The sequence below is a fragment of the Sporosarcina ureilytica genome, from assembly GCF_001753205.1.
GTDB lineage: Bacteria > Bacillota > Bacilli > Bacillales_A > Planococcaceae > Sporosarcina > Sporosarcina ureilytica.
This window is the reverse complement of sequence record NZ_CP017560.1, coordinates 1,824,232-1,843,101: the sequence shown is the minus strand read 5'-3', so window position 1 is coordinate 1,843,101 and position 18,870 is coordinate 1,824,232. Positions and strand designations below refer to the sequence as shown.

Here is an 18,870-nt window from a genome sequence, read left to right as displayed (position 1 = left end):
TTGTTTCTACCATTCTTTCAGTGTATACTATGTAGTAAGGGGGCATAAAAGATGTGTTTAATTAATTTCCATTATCATAATCATCCGAATTACAAACTGATTGTCGCAGCGAATCGTGATGAATTTTACGAACGTCCAACAGCAATGGCTCACTTTTGGGAAGATTATCCACAACTACTAGCCGGTCGAGATTTAGAAAAACAAGGGACATGGCTTGGGATAACAAAACAGGGGCGATTTGCCGCATTAACAAATTATCGTAGTCCTGTCCATATGCAACGCAAAGAAAACTCGCGCGGTAAAATTGTAAGCGGTTACCTAACTGGCCATACTTCACCTAAGGACTATATAGAAGGGATAAATAAAAATAACAACTTATACAGCGGCTTTAATTTACTTATTGGTAATCCCAACCAGCTCATTTATTATAATAATATAGAAAACAGTTCGTATGAAGTTCGTCCAGGCACCCACGGACTTAGTAATCATTTTCTAAATACACCGTGGCCTAAAGTAGTCAATGGAAAAAATTTGCTACACCATTATGTTACTACACATGAAACGCTCCAACCCGAAGTCCTTTTCAATCTATTAGCAAACGATGACGTAGCGGAAGATGTCAATTTGCCTCATACGGGCATTGGGTTAGAGTTGGAACGACAGCTATCTTCCCTTTTTATAAACACAGCTGACTATGGTACAAGATGTTCGACTGTATTGCTTGTTACAAAGCACGATGATGTTATTTTTATAGAAAGAACTTTTTATGAAGGAAAATTTGTAGATGACCGACAATTTAAGTTTCGAATTCAACCGCCACTCGACTAAATGGTTCTTATCCTTTACAATTAAATTAATCGGAATATTCAAGAATATAATCACCTTCATTAAGGAGATGGTTTTCTCAATTATAATATTCTTATTATCAATTACTTCCTAGCCTCTCATAATATTTATCACACAGCTTTTTACAGTATTTTCCTCACATCATAGATTCTTCACAACTGTATGTAATACTTAATTTAATTCTGCAAATTCAATAATTAACATTACTATGCAGGGTGGTATTGCAATCGTACTATACTCTAGTTGGCATTTTCTATTCTAGTCTCATAACTCTGTGCCTATTTCAATTATTAACTCGTTTTTTTAGTAAAGCATTTTACTAGAATCACACACCCTTATTTGTTATTATTACAATGTAATCAAGATTATTATCTAGGAGTGATTATTAATGGCGAATAAAAACAACAAAAAAAGATTTACTACAGCGGCAGGTGCACCGGTTGTTGACAACCATAATTCAATGACAGCTGGTCCAAGAGGGCCAATGCTTCTCCAAGACGTATGGTTTTTAGAAAAAATGGCTCACTTTGACCGTGAAGTCATTCCAGAGCGTCGTATGCACGCAAAAGGATCTGGTGCATACGGAACATTTACAGTAACAAATGACATCACAAAATATACACGTGCAAAACTTTTCTCTGAAATAGGAAAAAAGACAGATATGTTTGTCCGTTTTTCAACTGTTGCCGGTGAACGTGGTGCTGCTGATGCAGAGCGCGATATTCGAGGATTTTCCGTAAGATTTTACACAGAGGAAGGTAACTGGGACGTTGTTGGAAATAATACACCGGTATTCTTTTTCAGAGACCCGCTTCACTTCCCTGACTTAAACCACGCAGTAAAACGGTGCCCACGTACGAATATGAGAAGTGCAAACAATAACTGGGATTTCTGGACTTCACTTCCTGAAGCACTTCATCAAATAACAATCGTCATGAGTGAACGAGGGATTCCAAAATCATATAGAACGATGCATGGTTTCGGAAGCCATACATTCAGCATGATTAACGCAGACAATGAGCGCGTATGGGTGAAATTCCACTTCCGTTCACAACAAGGGATTGAAAATTTAACAAATAAAGAAGCAGCTGAAATAGTAGGCGTAGACCGCGAGAGCCATCAGCGCGATCTTTATGAATCAATTGAAGAAGGTGATTTCCCGAAATGGAAATTATATATTCAAGTGATGACAGAAGAAGAAGCTTTAAACATGCCTTACAACCCATTTGATTTAACAAAAGTTTGGTATAAAAAAGATTTCCCACTCATAGAAGTTGGTGAATTCCAACTGAACAGAAATCCTGATAACTACTTTGCGGAAGTTGAACAAGCAGCGTTCACACCTGCAAACGTTGTTCCTGGTATTAGCTTCTCACCAGATAAAATGCTACAAGGCCGCTTATTTTCATATGGCGATGCACAGCGTTACCGTCTAGGTGTAAACCACCATCAGATTCCAGTTAACCAACCGCGTTGTCCAGTTCATAGTTTCCACCGTGACGGTGCGATGAGAGTCGATGGAAACTTAGGAAGCACACTTCATTACGAGCCAAACACATACGGTGAATGGGATGCACAACCTGAATACAAAGAGCCACCACTAGATATTTACGGTGCCGCAGATCGTTGGGATTTTGCTGAAGATGATGACAACTATTTTGAGCAACCAGGTAAGTTATTCAATTTAATGAATGACGAGCAAAAAGAAGCATTATTTTTAAATACAGCAGCTGATATTGCACCCGCTGATAAGCATATTAAACTTCGCCATATTGTCCACTGCTATCAAGCAGACCCGGCATACGGCCAAGGCGTTGCGGAAGCCCTTCAAATTCCATGGAGCGAAGTTGAAGCAGCAGGTGGATTAGAATAATTCAATTAGAAAAAGCAGCTATTTTCAGCTGCTTTTTTGTTTCCTATTTTCTATGATTTTAGGGGCTAAACAAGTTTATGATTCCATATTCAATTAGAAAAACGTCCCTTTGAAAAGAAAGAAACGTTTTTCTAGTAATTTATGAAAAAATAGGTAATGTCACAACAATCATTAAAATAAATAAAATCGCTAAATAGTTTACTGAATAGAGAAACAATGCCCTTGCCCATTTCGCATCGCTATTTGTGAAAAATCCACCGACACTTAGTAAAATCCAGACAACATTTAAAATCGTTGCAATGACTACAAAAATAGTCCCAAGCGAGGTTAAAAAGAATGGCAATGGCAATAAACAAGTTACATAAATAATAATTTGGCGCTTCGTAAAATCAAAACCGCGTACAACCGGTAGCATTGCGACTCCAGCCGCTTTATATTCATCATGTCTTCTCATGGCAATCGCGAATGTATGAGGCATTTGCCAAATGAATAAAAGTAAAGCCAGAACGATAGGTACATAATGATAACTCGGTGCTAACGCAGCCCATCCAATCAGTGGCGTAACGGCTCCAGAAATACTACCCATTACTGTATTTAACGTATACTTCCTCTTCATCCACATCGTATACATGATCACATATGTAAACCAACCTATAAACGCATAGATAACCGCTTCCATTGTCGTGAAATATAAAACAACGAACCCAATGATTGAAAAAATAATCCCCATTGTTAACACGGTTTTCAATGAAAAGTTTCCGGTAACTGTCGGGCGATTTTTCGTCCGTTCCATTTCACGGTCCAAATCTACTTCATACCAGTTGTTTAAAACTAGCGCACCCGCCATCACAAACGTACTTCCTATCATTGTTAATAAAAACAAACCCCTTTGATCTGAAAAAGATGCGTTTGTAAAATAAATAGCTAGCCAAAAGCCTGTAATAACAGGCAATACATTCGCGATTAATACAATCCCTTTTAATAATGATTTCAAGTCCATAAATAGGCTAGATAGCTTCCTCTCACTAGAAAAAGAAGTATGTTCAACCTTTTCTTGAGAAACTATCGCATTTTTAGTCATATATCATTCTCTCCTCAAAAAATGCCTACTCTTCAATAAACTATTATGGCATACTTAACTTTATTTTACTAGTTCTTTACGAGTAAGACAAAGAAATGTGCCAAATAACATAAAGACGTAACAATTCGACTGTTTTATTAGAGTAAAACAGTCGAATTATGTTGACAATTTTGGGGATTTTGTTGAATTGGTGAATATCTAACGTGTACGTCGGTTTCAGAACGGTCTATTTTATAGAACGTAATTGTAAGATTAATGAGATTAGATAATCGATTGGATTTTTATAATGTCCTCTACTTTTAATCGTTCGATACCAAATGGATCTTGCAAAATGATTTGCCTTGATTCAACATTAATTCCCTTAATTTTTCCTTGGTAAGAAGTGACGACACCCCCCTTCCAAGTTTGAATTTTCACAATGCTTTCGGAAGCTTTCGCCAGTTGAATTTCGTCTTGGAGCAACTCGAGTTCCCACTCTTCAAACACCGGTTTTTCAACATAATCATCCTCGGCTAGCCATTCTTTTAATAATTTGACATGCTCAGGTAACATCAGTGCCGTCCACTTTTTTGTACCGCGATCCCGAATATTCTCCACTAGATCACCAGGCTTTCGTATCGAAAAATCGGAGCAAGTGCCAGCACATTGTCAACTTTAAAAGTTCGTCTACATTTTCGTAAATGACAATACGCTTGAAAAGTATCTTCGTTTACGTGAAGAATATGAATCTTCCTTTTACTAATGACACCATCTTTAGCCAGATAAATCATTTCGAGCATTGACGCATTTTGCATTGACTGTACCAACTTAGTTCGCACACCTGTTCCCCTCCCGTGTTCTCATTATATAGAATGTACGTTCTGATTTCAAGAGTTTATTTATAAGAAGTTTCATCTTCTTTTCATTTATAAAAGAAAAAGACTGTGAAACGTTTTGTTCCACAATCTTTCCTTTGTTCAATACTTTCTATAATCCGTACCATGAAGCTGTTCATCTTTTTTCTTAATGAATCCCCTATTATATGCAAGAAAAAAACCCGGCATGAATGCCGGGTTTTACTCCTTTTATTTACCAATCATTTCATTTACTTTATCTTGATTATTATCAATCCACTCACGTGCAACTTCTTCCGGGTCTCCGCCCTCTTCAATTGCAACAATCATTTCTTCTACATCGTCAATAGAAATACTCCAGTTGCTTAGGAACTCATAAGCTTCCGGCGCTTCTTCTTTAAGACCTGCGTTCGTCATGACATGAATTTCCGGGTTACTGAAGTACCCTTTAGAATCATCAATTACTTTAATATCAAGCTTGTTAAACATTGTATGTGGACGCCAGCCATAAAATACAACAGGTTTTTCCTGTTCAATTAAACGAATTGCTTGTGCAAGCATACCGCCTTCAGATGAGTTCACTTGTTCCATATCTAAGTCATAGCCTTCAATTAGCTCATCAATGATTTTAGCAGCATTACCGCCTGGCTCAACACCATAAATTTTATGGTCAAATAAATCTTCTTTGCCTTTTAAATCTTCAATTTTATTAATGTCTTCCATATAAGTTGGGACAATTAAGCCCGAACGAGCGTCAGAATAACTAATCGCCGTATCTTCAACTTTTCCTTCGTACTTGTCCAAATGGATTTGGTGAGTCGGGAACCAGGAATCCATATAAACGTTTAAGTCACCACGTGATAAACCGATATAAATACTGCTTACGTCAGCATTTGTTTCCTCAACTTTATAACCCATATCTTCTAGTATCAGTTTAGCAATTTTTGTAGGTGGAACAGTACTCGTCCACGGCGTTACACCAAATTTAATGGTTTGATCTTTCTTAGCAGTCGCCGTATCTCCGTTCCCTTCGTCTTTCGTTCCGCCAGATGAACAAGCGGCTAAAAATACTAAAACAAATACTGCCATCATTCCGACTAAAAACCTTTTCACAGTCATCTCTCCTATAAAATTTATTTTTGCCCAAGTTTCTGGGTAATTCTATCTAGTAAAATAGCGAGGACAACAATTGCTAATCCACCCGTCAATCCAAGGCCAACGTTTACCGTTGAAATCCCTGTTAAGACTGTTGTTCCAAGTCCTGGAGCACCAATCATAGATGCCACAACTGCCATGGATAAGGCTAACATGATTGATTGGTTAACGCCTGCCATAATCGTTGGCATTGCTAAAGGAACTTGAACTTTAAACAACAATTGCCTTGATGTTGTTCCGAATGCTCTCGATGCTTCAATAACATCGTTCGGAACTTGTCTAATGCCTAACGCAGTCATACGAACTGCGGGAGGTGCCGCAAAGATAAATGTCGCAATGACTGCCGGTACGTTCCCTAATCCGAATAATAATATTGCAGGAATTAAGTACACAAAACTAGGTAATGTTTGCATAAAATCTAAAATTGGACGAACGATACGATCTGCCGTCCGATTTACCGCAGTAAAAATCCCCACTGGAATTCCTATAACAATCGAAATAACAGTCGATACAATAACAATCGAAAACGTTTGCATCGCTTCGACCCAAAGATCAACCGACCCGATAAATAAGGTGCCGATTAATGTAAATAAAGCCATTCCTTTGCCCGCAATCTTCCAGGCTATCAATAGAAAAATTAAGACAATAACTTCTGCTGGAATTGCTGTTAATAGATACGTGACACCATCAACTAGTGAACTTAATACAGTACTAATTTTATCAAAAAAGCCGCTCAAATTCGGAAGCAGCCAGTCATCAACAAAACGATTTGTCCATTCTTCTAACGGAAAATGAAAATAATTCATGTTACAATCACCTCATCCTTGTTTTTTTCCTTTCCAAGGACAAGTCCAGATAGAATTGCTGTACGGGAGATGGTCCCTAATAGCTTTCCATCTTCCACAACCGCTATTGGATATTTCGTTTCGACCGCAACATCTATCAGTTCACTTAACGCTGTATTCAAAGGTACTTTTCGTACCGAGTCTTCAATGATTACATTCTTTAGCGATAGGTCTTCTTGACTTGCTTTCACAGCATCATCAATGGTAACTAGCCCTTTGTAGTTTTGCTCGTCATCCATCACAAAAATGCTCGAACGTCCTAATTCCTTCATTTTACGAACAACCGTTTGAAGACTATCATTTGGATTCGCAACTTTTTGAGGAGATTCCATAATATGTGACGCCTTCAATACTTTCGAGCGATCTACATCTTGTACAAACTTGGATACATACTCATCTGCTGGATTCTCTAAAATTTCTTCCGATGTTCCAATTTGAACAATTTCTCCCTCTTTCATAATCGCAATTCGGTCACCGAGTTTTAACGCTTCATCTAAATCATGCGTAATAAAGAGGATGGTTTTCCCAAGTTTACTTTGTAAATGCATCAACTCGTCTTGCATTTCTTTGCGAATTATTGGGTCCAGCGCACTAAATGCCTCGTCCATTAATAAAATATCCGGATCATTCGTAAGCGCCCTCGCGATACCAACTCTTTGTTGCATCCCGCCACTTAATTCACTTGGATAACTGTTTTCGTAACCTTTCAAACCAACATCCTCGATTATTTTTAACGCTCTAGCTTCTCTGTCGCTTTTGTCAACATTTTGAATTTCCAACCCATATGCCACATTGCTTAACACAGAACGATGCGGCAACAAGCCAAAATTTTGAAACACCATTCCAAGTTTTTTTCTTCTTGTTTCAATGAGCGACTTTTCGTCCATACTCGTTAAATTTTCACCGTCAATAATCACTTCACCACTTGTCGGTTCAATTAAACGATTCACAAGTCGAATTAATGTTGATTTTCCACTTCCGGATAATCCCATAATCACAAAAACTTCACCGGACTTTACTGTGAAAGAAGCTTTATTAACGCCTACCGTCATCCCAGTCTTCTCTAAAATCTCATCTTTTGAGTCGCCATTATTCAGTAGCGTTAACGCTTGTTTTGGTTGGGCACCAAATATTTTTGTCAGATTTTTAATTTCAATCTTTTCCATAAATCTTCTCCTTATGAATGTAAATAAAAAAATGTTGTAGGACATTACGTACCTACTCCATTTTAATAGATATATAGTAATTACTTTGTGGCATTATTTGATAACTGAAGGTTAAATTTCCTCAGTTTGCAATCGATTGCAATCCCCACAAATTAAGCAAGGACTAATTCATTATACCCTTTAAACAACTTATTATCAAATTTATCCGAACTCTGTCGATATTATCATGACAAATTAGCATGAAATCCTGAAAGCTTTTATTACAAAAGAGCCAAAGTCTTCTAGTTTTCCATTTGCAAACTTTTGAAATATGAACATTATATAACTCGACACAATTCATCAAGATTTTTCATTATTTACGCATGATTGTTTTCTCTCAATACTTTTCGTGGTATAGTATTTGGTGGAAAGGAGACTTTGAAGATGATTGAGCTTATAGATATTGAGAAATCATTCGGGGACATTAAGGCTGTCCGGCCTTTATCGTTAACAATTCATAAAGGAGAAATTCATGGCATTGTTGGAACGAGTGGTGCTGGAAAATCTACGTTAATTCGAATGATGAATCTTTTGGAAAGACCCGATAAAGGGACTGTACGTGTTGGTTCCCAAAACTTAACTTCACTCACAGAACGTGATTTACGTAAAGCGAGACAGCGTATCGGAATGATTTTCCAACAATTTCAATTAGTCCTCAATCGTACAGTTGCTGAAAATGTAGAAATGCCACTTGAACTGGTTGGCTTCAAAAAGAGCGAAAGAAAGAAACGTGTAAAGGAATGTCTGCAATTTGTAGGCATTGCAGATAAACACGATGCTTATCCTGCTGAATTAAGCGGTGGCCAAAAACAAAGAGTTGCGATTGCGCGTGCATTAGCGAATCACCCTTCTGTTCTCTTATGTGACGAACCAACTTCATCACTCGATCCGGAAACGACGCTAGAAGTACTTCAAGTACTACACCATATTAAGCAAACATTAGGTGTCACGATTGTTATCGTAACGCATGAAATGGATGTCATCAAAAGCATTTGTGAACGGGTCTCCATTATGAAAAATGGACAACTCATTGATAGTTTCGCCATTCAACCCGTAGGCATTATACAAAAAGAGGACCAATACATAGAAGATTTAAGAAAATTAGCGGTGGTGAATAAATAATGGAGAAAATCATCGCTTATCAACCAGAAATTTGGCTTGCGATTTGGCAAACGTTTATTATGGTCGGCATTTCAATTCTTGCGGCCATACTCATCGGTTTGCCGCTCGGAACGTACTTGTATTTAAGTAGAAAAGGAAATTTATATGAGCATAAATTGCTATTTTCAATTTTAGATACCTTTGTCAATATTGTACGTTCATTTCCATTTTTACTGCTTGTCGTCTTTTTAATCCCTTTTACACGGTTAGTTGTTGGGACAGCAATTGGAACGACTGCTGCGACGGTTCCATTGTCCATTATTGCATTTGCTTATTATGCACGACTGGTTGAACAATCTTTATTAGATGTACCTAAAGGGATTATCGAAGCCGCAATTTCAATGGGCGCTACGAAAACGCAAATTATCTTCAAATTTCTATACCGAGAAGCACGTTCAGGACTTATTTTCGGTCTAACGACTGCTACAATAAGTTTTGTCTCTTACTCTACAGTAATGGGGATAGTAGGTGGAGGAGGCGTTGGAGATTTCGCCATTCGATACGGTTACCAACGATTTGAAACGGAATTAATGACTTTTACCATTATCATGATGGTTATTCTCGTGCAAATCATTCAAGTTACAGGTACGACAGTCTCTAAAAAACTAGATAAACGTTCTTAAAAAAGGAGCTATTAAAATGAAGAAATTACTCACCATATTATTTGCCACAATGTTGTTTCTGGCAGCATGTAACTCAGCAAAAGAGACAAATGAAACTACGGACGGGGCTGCATCAGATGACGTTGTCAAGATTAAAGTTGCTTCCCTGATTCCGCCAATGACAGATATGTTAGAAGCGGTTAAACCTGCACTAAAAGAAGACGGTGTCGATATGGAAATTGTGATTTTAGGAGATAACGTACAGCCAAACCAAGCGTTAAAAGATAAAGAAGTCGACGCAAATTTTTTCCAACATCCTCCGTATATGGAGCAGTTTAATGAGGCGCATGACGCAAACCTTGTCGTTGTACAACCTGTTTATCACGCAATGCTAGGTGCTTACTCTAATAAATATAATAGCGTTGATGAACTACCTGAAGGCGCTGAAGTTGCAGCGCCAAACGATTCTTCCAACTTGGCGCGTGCTTTATTACTGCTCGAAAAAGGCGGTCTCATCACGTTAGAAGAAGGTGTTGGATTAACAGCAACACAAAAAGACATCGTAGACAATCCGAAAAACCTTAAAATTACAGAAGTTGACCTGTTGATGCTTGCCCGTACAATCGACGATGTTGACTTAGTCACAATGCTTCCTGCTTACGCAGAGCCACTAGGATTAACACCTAAAAACAACTCATTAATTGATGAAGGTGAATCAGACTTCCCGATTGTGGTCGTTGCACGTGAAGACAATGCGAATGATGAAGCAATCCAAAAACTTGCGAAACATATGGCAGGACCTGAAATCGCAAAGTTTATTGAAGAAAACTTTTCAGATACGTATATGACTGCATCTGAATAAATACTACCTGCAAAAAAGAGCATTAGCCTATGCAAGGCTATGCTCTTTTTTTATCTTATTCAATAAAGCTTGACACCCTTCTTCTACCAGTTCATAAGTTTCATCAAAATCTCCCGTGTAATATGGGTCAGGTACATCTTTACGATGGTCTGTTAAATCGAGGAAGCGAAAGATTTTTGGATGCTCCGGCTCTTCCAACATCGACCGGATATTTCCAATATTACTCTCATCCATTCCCACAATATAATTGAATTCCTCTAAGTCCTCTCCAGCAAGTTGACGCCCTACCATTCCCTCTGTAGAAATATTTAATTCTTCTAGTTTCGCTAATGTTCCATCATGAGGACGTTTACCAATATGCCAATTACTTGTCCCAGCAGAATCTACGGTAATTTTACCATCTAAATTCTCTGCTTTAATTTGGTGGCGAAAAACAGCTTCCGCCATGGGCGAACGACAAATATTTCCAAGACAGACAAACAAAACACGAATCATAAAATATCATCCTTTCTCATTATGAAGTGCATATCTAGTGTATCATATCAGGGTTTCCCACCAAACAATGCGCGGTATATGACACGCTTTCTCACCTTTCTACATAATGTGTAAGGAGAAGATAGGAGGAATGAAAAATTGATTAGTTTACAACCAATTAACATTGCAGACCACACATTTTTAAGCATTTCCGTTGAATTACCCAAAACAAATCTACTCATGATTACGAATGAAATCGGTTATATTATGTGTGGTGCACTTGACGTAGGTTTGTTAAACGAAAAATTAAAGGATCGGAAAGTAATCGCAGGTCGGGCTGTCGGCGTGAAAACGATTGAAGAACTACTAGAAGCCCCGTTAGAATCTGTCACTTACGAAGCTGAGAACCTCGGCATTAAAAAAGGAACCATTGGGCGGGATGCATTGCTTGCCATGATTTAAGTAGAATTTATTAGCAATACCTTAACTAAGAATTTTGTTAAAATAAAAGCGAATCATTCCTCAATGAAAGGAATGATTCGCTTTTTACGTTTTATGCCCATTAAAATAACTTTATTGATCAGGATGTTTCTTATTCTTTAACTGTAAATATTCGAAAAAGCGACAACTGCAATGACCAATAAAATAACCCCACTTAATAACGTACCGAATTGTCCAAGCGTAAATGCACCGATACGTATATCAGCTACTTTGCTACCAATCTTCACACCAATCCAAACACTAAAAAAACTTCCGATAGCAGCTGTGATTGAAATGGCTAAAGGAGACAATCCGATAAGCCCTGCACCAATCCCATTCGTCAACGCGTTGGCGGACAATGCAATCCCTAACACAATTGATTCTATCCAACCAATACTTTTGGCCCCACTATCTCCAACAACTTCTGGATTTTTTAAAATCCCTTTTAGTCCTGTTTCTTGTTCATTCACTTCGGGCTGTTCATGATGCTTAGGCTTCGCTAAAAGAATGATACGAATCCCAATGATAAATAACAAAACAGCACCCAAGATGACTGGAAGCATACCGGGGATAATTGTAAAAATCCAAATGCCAAGGTAAATGCCCCCCATACTAAACAGAAAACAAATCGTAGCAATTAACAGATTTTGTTTTGGTTTAATTTGTACCTTCTGAATCCCATACGACATACCGACCCCTAAATTATCGATACTAGAAGAAATTGCAAAAGCTAAAATCGCTATCCAAATCACCACAGCATAACACCTCTTATTTTTTTATTATATTGCGAGAGGTGGTAATCGGTGATTGGTATCCAAAACAAACTGATTATATTTTCTGCATTCAAAATTAACTTGTTAGCCAATTGAAAATCGCTATTCTTTTGCGAATAGCGATTTTCAATAACTTATATGCCACAATTAAATAGCAATGTCATCATAAAGCGTTATGGAATTTCGATAAAATATGCAATTACTTCGAATGGCTTATCAAATTTCCCCTTTATATTTTTCACGCCAATCTTGTCGGTCGTGCGCATTAATTTGTCCTTCGAGTGTTTCATCCCACTCGGCCAATAATGTGTTCCAAATACGTGCGTAAAATATATCTTTCTCTTTATTGTAAAGTTGAAATTCAAGACAAGATAAAAAATCGATTGCGAGCGGTGCAACTGAATTAATTTCAGCAATCACTGTTTGGACATTGGGTGTTTCTTCTACAGGAAGCATTTCTTGTAGGGTCTTTTGAATGACACTCATTTCAAGTGTGTCAACGTCCCAATCGGAATATTGATCATATAAACGATACTCATCAAACTGTTCATGAAAATCCTCAGGTTCACCCTGTAAAACTTTTCCATGACACGGGCTATATAAAAGTTTTTCTGTACAGTTTTCCGGTTGTTCAACGAAGGTTTCTGTTTTTAATTGGTCAATTCCTTTGTTTGTCAACGTAAAAGTTTTTTCTCGTTTTTCAATAAGACCCGCTCGCAACATTTTATTCACAATGTTTTCAATAAAAAGTGGCTCTACAAGTAGAACACCACTTAACTGATCGATATCTTTGAAATCAGACTCCCGAAAAGCAATCAGTAACATTTTCATTAAAACATCCATTTTCGTCTGGCGCACTGTTTGAAAATCAACTTTCAGTGGATGAATTGGCAAATTCCAGTATTGAGAATGTAGAATTTTCACTTGAAGGTCTTGTTGCAGTTCTCTCGTTAAGCGACTTTTCAATTCGTTCATATGATTAGTTCACCTCTACCTGTAATTGCCTAAAACCTTCTTGCTCCTGTACATTGTTTAATAATCGTTCAAACATTTGTCGCGTATGCTTATTTTTCGGTCTTTTCGTAAACATATCTGCACTTCCAACAATCATAAGTAATTCCCTTGCCCGTGATAAGGCAACATTTAGGCGGCGGTAATCTTTCGCGAAACCAATATCTCCACCTGGATGGTCATGATTTCGAACGAAACTTAAAATAATGACATCCATTTCCATCCCTTGAAATTTGTCAACGGAACCGGTTCTGCAATGTAGGTGAGGTAAATTTAATTCATGATGAATCAAACGGTCAATTCTCTTCACTTGTTCGCCGTAAAAACTAATCACGCCAACATTTTTCTTCGCCCCAGATTTTAATCTACCTGCTTGAATCGCTTCATCAGTTGCTTTGTTTAAATCAACTAATAACATTCGAATCTTTGATAATTCAGCTTCATTAAAGCGACTTGTCCCGCCTTTTACACGGTCCTCAAAAAACGGTTTTTCGTTCGGAATATCAAACCATAATAGATGATTGTTACGATTATAATGTCGAGATTCCAGTAAATGGTCTCTATCAACATCGGAGTTTTCCAGGCCGCATTGTAAGGCATAGTCGCCTTCTTTGTAAAATGGCGTGATCGTATCCATAATTTTTTCGTGCATACGATATTGAATGCCGAGCATCGTCTTATTTTGCTTTGGCAACGTTCTAAACAACCGCTCAAATAATGATTCTTTTAATAATTGCTCAAGTTCTTTCTTTTCCTTAGCATCCGTACTTTCCTCAAGAAATTCTTCAAGCGTTTCTTGTCCCATAAGTGGCGGTAATTGATGATGGTCGCCTACTAAAATTATTTTCTTTCCTTTAAGCATTGGTAAAAGTAATTCAGGAGGCGTTGCTTTCGATACTTCATCGATAATGACAACGTCAAACGTAGGATAATCTTCCATAAAATCTCGTCTTGCCGAGGCAACACAAGTTGTCCCGATAACATTCGCATGTTGAATATATAGTTTTTTAATTTCATCCAAGTCATAATCCGTTGCATTTTCTAACATCGTTAGCCATTGTTGTTGTATAGCTTCTTTCATTGGAAGTTGTTCTTTTTCAATTGTTATAGCTTCAATTTTTTTCTGATTATCTTCTATACTTTTCGAAAGCATCTCTTGTTCTTTTTCTGGCTCTGATTGCAAAATTTCTTGTAGCGCAGCTCGACTGTTTTCATTTTGAACGGACTTTTCCTTGATTCGTTCGATTTCTTGTTGCTTTTCTTTTTGCATATCCGTATTTTTATCGATGGCTTCTGTCAGTTCAATAACCGTCTTTTGGTTATTTTCAAATTCCATTTGATACGCATCATAAGCTTGTCGCTTTTGTTTGTACGCTGCGGAGCGCTCTTTTAGATGCTCGAGTGACTCATTTAATTCTGTAATTGAATGATCCATGCTCAAATTTTGTTTTGGTAAAGCTTCAAGTTTCTTCTTTAACTGTGTTTGCTTCGCCGGCACTTCAGTCATTTTTTCAGCAATCATTTCTAACCGGCTCATGATTTCATCCGTCGAACGATTAACCGCTTCGATTGTTTCTTTTTTTATCTCTTTAAAAAGACGTTTCGATTGTTCAATCATTGTTTTTTGTTGATCAATATAGGCATACTGCATGCGAGCGTGTTGTTTTTGTTGTTTTAAAAATGTATAGGCAGAAGCAATCTTCTCCAATGCATCATATTTTTCCGCTGAATAGTTTCTCGTTACTAGAAGTTGTTTCATTTGCGGTGCTACTAAAAATCGTCCCATTCGATCTAAAAATGCATGGACTTCGTCTGGTGAACGATTTTGTCCTTGAAAAGTTCTTTGAACGGCTTGCGTTAAAAAGCCTTGTTCCCGCAAGATATTTTCTACCATAGGAATGGCTTTATCTAAGCGTTGTTCAAGCGAATTCCAGACATCATATGTATTTTTTGATAAACTTTCTTTTATTTTCATAATAAGATGCTGTAATTCTGTTATTTTTGTATGCGTCACAGATGGTACGTCGATATGAAACTTCAACAAACATGCTTGAAAGTCATCTAATTTTAAAATAAACATTGATGCTTCTAGAAATTGTTCGAATTGCTGTAACCGATTATCATTTGAAGTTTTTTCTTCATGCAATATAGCCAATTCTTGCTCAAGTTGATGTTGTTGCTCATGCATTGTCCTGTAATCAATTGATTGTTGAATTTCCATGATTTCATATTCAACTGTTTCCGCCATCGCTTTTTCTTCCGCATGAATTTCGTGCAACTGAACTTGTTTTTCTAGTCGTTCAACTTTTTCTTCTACCTGCTGGAGATTTTCCTCCAGTTGTTGCTGTTCATTCGTCAGTTTCTCTTGTTCTTTGTATAAATTAGTTTCCTCTTTATTTAATTGTTCCAACGTTGACATAAGCGCATCATGTTCAACTTGAACTTGTTCTTTTTCAATGATTTTCGCTTCAATCAATTTAATAGCGTCTTTGTTAGCTGCTAACTGTTGTTCATAATTTAAATAATCCTTTTCCAGTTGGTCCGCTTTCTCTTTATGCTGTTGCAATTCTTGTGCCAATGCTTGCATCGTTTGTTCTTTCCAATGCAGTGCAACGTTTTCCTCAATGAATTTCTTGCCTTCTTCTTCAATACTTTCCGTACGGCCGTAGCGTAGAATTCGAATATCTTGGTCATCTAACAGTCGGCCAAGCGCATTATCTACAGCTAAATTTGCCTGTGAAGCAACAAGCGTTCGGAGTCCTGCTTTCGCATTTTGGTAACAAATTTCTGAAATAACCGTCGTTTTCCCAGTTCCAGGTGGGCCTTGAATGACATATAAATCATGTGCCGTCATCGCCCCCGTCACTGCTTCACGCTGAAATTGGTTGAGTCGATTATGAAATACTAGGTCTTTCTTTTCTTTTGAAATCCGGACAACAGGTCGTTCTTCAAAAAGAACTTTTTCTAAATTGGCATTCGCAGCTAATCCATCTTGTAAATCTTTAAATCCTTTTCGAAGACGGCGTACTTGACTTAATTCGGCAAAATTACTAAATTTGATTTCCCGAAATGAATGAATGTTCAAATCATGTCGTCTTGCTCTATTTTTATAGGTAGGCGTTAATTCAATTTCAATCATTTTTTGCGATGGTTTCACTTGCACGACATTGCCAATATCCCCGGAAAGCCCAGTAATATTCGCACTAAATCCATTCATCGCACGCATTACTTTCCCTTGAAGTTCAGGACATATAATTTGTATCTTGCTAAAATCTTCGCTAAATCGTGGGGCTGTAAAAGTTGTATTTATATCTTCTACGTCCGCATTCAACTCTTGAATTCGTAAGTACCCTTCCCAACTCGCGATTCTTTTTTTCACATATTCCGAACGTTCTTCTGCTATCGGCAATTCACGCAGTGCCGTATAAAGCTCAATTGGTATTTGCGCAGCCATTCGACGATTCAAAACAAATTTTAAATTCGTTGAAAATCGTCTATTCGTTGCGACTGGTTCCCTTTTCCCACGAACATGGAAACCTGTCGCTAAAAATCCTTCATTTTTAATCACACAATCCATCACAGCAACTCGATCATTTAAATGATTCGCTAGATTTTCATTTTGAATCGTATCAAAGAAAATTGAAAAAGATATATTCCCATGACGATTTTCTGGTTTCTTTTCAATAAACACATGAAAACTTTGTTGTGATGCGAATAATGCGTGTTCACTATTAAACCATTTCAACATTCCATTACGTGCATTCGCCGTAATATCGAGGGCACATTGCATCGTATCACGGATATTCGTATTCGTTTTTACTTGCATCTATGCCTTCCTTTCGTTCGCATTTATTGCTTCTAAAAATAGTAAAAAGAGCAGCACGTTGCCGCCCTTAAGCTCATAATTTTTTAAGACTTACACAGTATACCATACCTAAAGATTTGTGGGAACAAGCGGAATGTGCGTTACTTGGAAACCATTAGTATTTCAAAACTTTGCCAATTTGGACGAATTAACTCTCTTCTATCTCCTAAAATTTCGCCTTGCACGTTCACTCACATAGTTCAAATGTATAACTTGTAGACTGACAATCATGCTTGGGATTTGACTCTGAATAAAGGGCTTAATTTTCCCTGTATAGTCTTCTAACGTCTGGCATTCATAACTTCTCGGTAAAAAAGCTGTGTAGCGATATTTCATTTTTAATGAAGCTTCGTCAATCACATCTTCCATAAATTCCAGTGTAAGCGTATTGCTTTTAAAATTATTCATGCGCTTAGCCTTTGCGTTTGTAATCAGTGTGACAAATCCAGTTGTATATATCATCATGTATCATCCTTAACTAGATCAAAATTTTTCTGTAACCATTCTATCACGGATATACGATGAAAAACACAATTGCAGTTTGGATACCTAGCTTCTAGTTATCAGGATTATCATAAACGATGTTTCGAACTTTCATTAAAGTCGACTTAGCTTATTTAGATTCCTTATTCACTGCTTTAAAACATAAAAAAAGGAGGTAATGAATCATTCGCCTCCTAGTTAACACCTGTCCGATTGAATGTTTCAATTAATCATTAAATACGTGACCAATATGCCAAGGAGGACACCGACAAAAATAGTAGCTCCGTAAATGCATAGTACACGCTTCAAATTCTCATCCTTTCATATTGTCTTGGCGTTCAAACCGAATCAAAAGAAAAGCATCATCTTACGTCGGATAAAGATGATGCCTAAGTTACAAAAACTACCAAAATCTCAAAAACTGTAATGTTCGTTCTCTTCCGATTTTCATTAGTTCCGCTTTCGTTTCATCTTCTAAATCAAATTGGGTTGCACTAAAACCGTCAACGGGTATGAAAACAACATCCTTCTCGTGTTCACGGGAAATATATCGTTCATCATGGGCATTTTTCATCGTAGAAAATAACGCCTCAAATAAATGTAAAGCATTCGATATTTCATGTCCGCCTACTTCTTCTTTGCTTCTACTTAATTTTAGTCCAATGAGCGGGCGCTCTCTTTTTCCAGTACCGTCATCAAATAGCCACATTGGAAAATTACTCAACACGCCGCCATCCACAATAATCGTGTCACCAGTACCAACATTCATTTTTACCGGTTCAAAGAAAAAAGGAATGCCGCAACTCATTCGTAAAGCGCGTGCAACTGGAAAACTTTCTGGCGATACACCATAACTTTCTAAATCATCCGGAAGAACTAACATTTTGCCATTCGTTAAGTCGGATGCGACTAGCTTTAATGCTCCAGTAGGTAAATCCGCAAATGAATAGACACCCCTGTTGGCCAGTTTTTCAAAGAACCATTTTTCTAACGCCTTTCCTTGATATAGTCCAAGTCGCCAATAAAGTCGTATCCATTTCATAAAAGGTATAGGCAGTATTGTATTTCGTGGATCGAGTAAGGTAATTGGATCAAGTTCATCTAATAATTTTTCTATTTCTTTTGCTGTATATCCTGCAGCGATAAAACTTGCAAGAATTGCGCCGGCACTTGTTCCCGCAACTCGCTGAAAACGATACCCTTTCTCCTCCAACATACTGTATGCGCCAACTAACGCAAATCCTTTTAATCCTCCACCGGAAAATACGCCGTCGATTAACATGAAAGTTCTCTTCCTTTCCACTACCATTGTTCTAATATA

The 18,870-nt window shown here is 37.5% G+C and carries 18 protein-coding genes; 6 read left to right on the top strand and 12 right to left on the bottom strand.

Going from position 1 to position 18,870, the window contains the following annotated elements:
- Positions 1-51: 51 nt before the first annotated feature.
- Together BI350_RS09060 and BI350_RS09055 are read left to right on the top strand one after the other, a co-directional pair.
- The gene (locus tag BI350_RS09060; RefSeq protein WP_075527804.1) at positions 52-828 is read left to right on the top strand and encodes an NRDE family protein; all 777 of its coding nucleotides are present in this window, start codon (positions 52-54) and stop codon (positions 826-828) included.
- 406 nt (positions 829-1,234) lie between these two features.
- On the top strand, positions 1,235-2,719 hold the full coding sequence (locus BI350_RS09055) for a catalase (protein ID WP_075527803.1): 1,485 nt from the start codon (positions 1,235-1,237) through the stop codon (positions 2,717-2,719).
- Positions 2,720-2,858: 139 nt separating this feature from the next.
- Here BI350_RS09055 and cyoE read toward each other — a convergent pair whose 3' ends face one another.
- From cyoE to BI350_RS09025, 6 genes are all read right to left on the bottom strand, one after another.
- Positions 2,859-3,800, bottom strand: a complete 942-nt coding sequence (gene cyoE / locus BI350_RS09050; protein WP_075527802.1) for a heme o synthase — start codon at positions 3,798-3,800, stop codon at positions 2,859-2,861.
- 261 nt (positions 3,801-4,061) lie between these two features.
- Positions 4,062-4,397 carry a YolD-like family protein gene (locus BI350_RS09045; protein ID WP_082295021.1) on the bottom strand — a complete coding sequence of 112 codons (336 nt, stop codon included), beginning with the start codon at positions 4,395-4,397 and terminating at the stop codon, positions 4,062-4,064.
- Complete coding sequence (locus tag BI350_RS09040; protein ID WP_075527800.1) at positions 4,397-4,618, bottom strand: transcriptional regulator; 222 nt, start codon at positions 4,616-4,618, stop codon at positions 4,397-4,399. Before BI350_RS09040 ends, BI350_RS09045 begins: the two co-directional genes overlap by 1 nt.
- 246 nt (positions 4,619-4,864) lie before the next feature.
- Positions 4,865-5,752 carry a glycine betaine ABC transporter substrate-binding protein gene (locus BI350_RS09035; protein ID WP_155767506.1) on the bottom strand — a complete coding sequence of 296 codons (888 nt, stop codon included), beginning with the start codon at positions 5,750-5,752 and terminating at the stop codon, positions 4,865-4,867.
- Positions 5,753-5,766: 14 nt separating this feature from the next.
- Positions 5,767-6,594, bottom strand: coding sequence for an ABC transporter permease (locus BI350_RS09030; RefSeq protein WP_075527798.1), 828 nt, complete (start codon positions 6,592-6,594; stop codon positions 5,767-5,769).
- On the bottom strand, positions 6,591-7,799 hold the full coding sequence (locus tag BI350_RS09025; protein ID WP_075527797.1) for a quaternary amine ABC transporter ATP-binding protein: 1,209 nt from the start codon (positions 7,797-7,799) through the stop codon (positions 6,591-6,593). Before BI350_RS09025 ends, BI350_RS09030 begins: the two co-directional genes overlap by 4 nt.
- A gap of 423 nt (positions 7,800-8,222) precedes the next feature.
- On the opposite strand from BI350_RS09025, the gene BI350_RS09020 reads away from it, so the two are divergent.
- The 3 genes from BI350_RS09020 to BI350_RS09010 are packed head-to-tail and all read left to right on the top strand — an operon-like array spanning position 8,223 to position 10,463.
- A complete protein-coding gene (locus BI350_RS09020; protein ID WP_075527796.1) occupies positions 8,223-8,960 on the top strand; it encodes a methionine ABC transporter ATP-binding protein in 738 nt (245 codons plus the stop codon).
- Positions 8,960-9,622: a methionine ABC transporter permease gene (locus BI350_RS09015; RefSeq protein WP_211117153.1), complete on the top strand. Its 663-nt coding sequence runs from the start codon at positions 8,960-8,962 to the stop codon at positions 9,620-9,622. The genes BI350_RS09020 and BI350_RS09015 overlap by 1 nt, the downstream gene beginning before the upstream one ends.
- Positions 9,623-9,638: 16 nt before the next feature.
- On the top strand, positions 9,639-10,463 hold the full coding sequence (locus BI350_RS09010; protein ID WP_075527794.1) for a MetQ/NlpA family ABC transporter substrate-binding protein: 825 nt from the start codon (positions 9,639-9,641) through the stop codon (positions 10,461-10,463).
- Between the two features lie 27 nt (positions 10,464-10,490).
- On the opposite strand, the gene BI350_RS09005 is transcribed toward BI350_RS09010, so the two are convergent.
- Positions 10,491-10,958, bottom strand: coding sequence for a low molecular weight protein-tyrosine-phosphatase (locus BI350_RS09005; RefSeq protein ID WP_075527793.1), 468 nt, complete (start codon positions 10,956-10,958; stop codon positions 10,491-10,493).
- Between the two features lie 138 nt (positions 10,959-11,096).
- Here BI350_RS09005 and BI350_RS09000 point away from each other — a divergent pair, with 138 nt between their 5' ends.
- Positions 11,097-11,399, top strand: a complete 303-nt coding sequence (locus BI350_RS09000; RefSeq protein ID WP_075527792.1) for a YunC family protein — start codon at positions 11,097-11,099, stop codon at positions 11,397-11,399.
- Positions 11,400-11,536: 137 nt separating this feature from the next.
- On the opposite strand, the gene ytaF is transcribed toward BI350_RS09000, so the two are convergent.
- The 5 genes from ytaF to BI350_RS08975 form a co-directional block, all read right to left on the bottom strand.
- The gene (gene ytaF / locus BI350_RS08995) at positions 11,537-12,169 is read right to left on the bottom strand and encodes a sporulation membrane protein YtaF (RefSeq protein ID WP_075529319.1); all 633 of its coding nucleotides are present in this window, start codon (positions 12,167-12,169) and stop codon (positions 11,537-11,539) included.
- 237 nt (positions 12,170-12,406) lie between these two features.
- On the bottom strand, positions 12,407-13,165 hold the full coding sequence (locus BI350_RS08990) for a hypothetical protein (protein ID WP_075527791.1): 759 nt from the start codon (positions 13,163-13,165) through the stop codon (positions 12,407-12,409).
- Between the two features lie 4 nt (positions 13,166-13,169).
- A complete protein-coding gene (locus tag BI350_RS08985) occupies positions 13,170-17,027 on the bottom strand; it encodes a DEAD/DEAH box helicase (protein ID WP_075527790.1) in 3,858 nt (1,285 codons plus the stop codon).
- A gap of 198 nt (positions 17,028-17,225) precedes the next feature.
- Positions 17,226-17,531 (bottom strand): hypothetical protein, encoded by a 306-nt coding sequence (locus tag BI350_RS08980; protein WP_155767505.1) that lies wholly within the window; start codon positions 17,529-17,531, stop codon positions 17,226-17,228.
- Between the two features lie 421 nt (positions 17,532-17,952).
- The gene (locus BI350_RS08975) at positions 17,953-18,831 is read right to left on the bottom strand and encodes a patatin-like phospholipase family protein (RefSeq protein ID WP_075527788.1); all 879 of its coding nucleotides are present in this window, start codon (positions 18,829-18,831) and stop codon (positions 17,953-17,955) included.
- Positions 18,832-18,870 lie beyond the last annotated feature (39 nt).